Genomic DNA, 1,210 nt, shown 5'->3' on the forward strand with positions numbered 1-1,210 from the left:
CAGCAAGGCCGGCCGCACCGCCATGCCCACCACCAGGAACCTCAGATCAACTCCGAGCGAAACCGCTCACCCAAGCCGACCGGTGGATCGAGGCTAAGCTGGCCGCCTTCACGGATGCCGGGGTCCTGAAGAGTGACGAGCGCGTCGCCGAGGCGGTTCGTTTCATTCGGAATCCGCCACTCTGGCCAGGGATGATGCCGTTCTATCGGATCATGTTCGCGGGAGCCGTGGCGTCGCTTCCCCTGCAGCACCGGCTGCTGCTCGGAGCGTCGTCCACCTCAGAGAATGCTGCCCGCACTCGCCTGGGACTGGAGAAGCGAATATTCATTGAGAAGGCTCGAACCCGGGGTTATCCAACGAACGGGTGGGGGATTAGTTCTACCAGTCGACACTCAGGGCATAGTTGACGCACCCGGACTCCGTATGGTGTCTCCACCGTCGCCACGTTCATCTCGTGGCCGCACGCAGGACATACTGGTCCCTCTCCGGGGATGTCGCCATCGTTCATCGTAGGATTGTGCCTCACATTGTGAAGGCCCACGCCGACAGGCGATGCAGGCTTTCGTGCCCCGGGATTAGCTGCGCAGAAGGCTGACTATGTGTTTGTCGCGTTCGGCGAGAGCAACAGTAACCCTCTTATCGATCAGGGCTGTGAGCTCTGCCATGGCTTGGTGGGCGTACTCGTCCGCGCTGACTTCTGTTGTTGACGTTTTAAAAACATTTTCCGATGACCGTGCTTCTATGTAGCGAATGATCGCGTCTAGTAATTCGCGATTTGGCATTATATATTCCCCCCGAGTGTGGCTCTTGATCCCAAACCTAGTCCTTCATGCCATGGGCCGGCAACGAGCACCACGCGCGCAGATTTTGCAATAAATGTTTTACACGGGTCTTGCCTGCGTCCGGCACCCGGCATGACATGAAGGCGGAGGAGCTTGACGAGTTTCTCCGGCCGCCTCATCGAGGCCCTGAGCAGGTATCAGGTCGCCATGACGCTGGCCTGGGAGTCGTCGGCCTGGCGGCTGCGTTCGAGGGGCCAGTTCGGGAAGTAGGTACCGGTGCACAGCTTCGGGATCGCGACGTCGAGGGACGCACATCAGGGCCCGGGGGAGGGACTATACGATTTTCGGTGTAACTCCTAACAATGGAGGTGCCTGATGACTGATGTGATTCTTGGCGTGATGGAGGACGAGGCCGTGGCGACGGTGAA

General features: G+C 59.4%; 1 protein-coding gene. It reads right to left on the reverse strand.

The features are described from left to right. Positions 1–575 precede the first annotated feature (575 nt). Positions 576–782, reverse strand: coding sequence for a hypothetical protein (locus E3O39_RS18785; RefSeq protein ID WP_134447220.1), 207 nt, complete (start codon positions 780–782; stop codon positions 576–578). Between the last annotated feature and the right edge of the window lie 428 nt (positions 783–1,210).

The sequence above is a fragment of the Cryobacterium sp. MDB2-A-1 genome, from assembly GCF_004402675.1.
Lineage (GTDB): Bacteria > Actinomycetota > Actinomycetes > Actinomycetales > Microbacteriaceae > Cryobacterium > Cryobacterium glucosi.

Excerpts from the sequence above, each read along its gene's own strand:
- E3O39_RS18785 (WP_134447220.1), bottom strand. The coding sequence starts at position 782 with ATGCCAAATCGCGAATTACTAGACGCGATCATTCGCTACATAGAAGCA.